1 rRNA gene is annotated in these 290 nt (G+C 54.8%); it reads left to right on the top strand.

What is annotated here, in order from left to right:
- Positions 1–290: ribosomal RNA gene (locus tag RCF13_RS03395) — 23S ribosomal RNA — on the top strand; the annotation flags it as partial.

Raw genomic sequence — 290 nt, 5'->3', positions numbered from 1 at the left:
GGTAGGGGAGCGTTGTGTACCGGGTTGAAGGTAGACCGGAAGGACTGCTGGACTGTACACAAGTGAGAATGCCGGTATGAGTAACGAAAAGACATGTGAGAATCATGTCCGCCGAAAGCCTAAGGGTTCCTGGGGAAGGCTCGTCCGCCCAGGGTAAGTCGGGACCTAAGGCGAGGCCGAAAGGCGTAGTCGAAGGACAACAGGTTGAAATTCCTGTACCACCGTAAACCGTTATGAGCAATGGGGTGACGCAGAAGGATAGGGACGCGAGCTGATGGATGCTCGTCCAA

Origin of the sequence: Stenotrophomonas maltophilia group sp. RNC7 (assembly GCF_030910085.1) — a bacterium.
Taxonomy (GTDB): domain Bacteria; phylum Pseudomonadota; class Gammaproteobacteria; order Xanthomonadales; family Xanthomonadaceae; genus Stenotrophomonas; species Stenotrophomonas sepilia.
The sequence above is the reverse complement of the archived record's forward strand: the minus strand, read 5'-3'. Positions and strand labels throughout refer to the sequence as shown.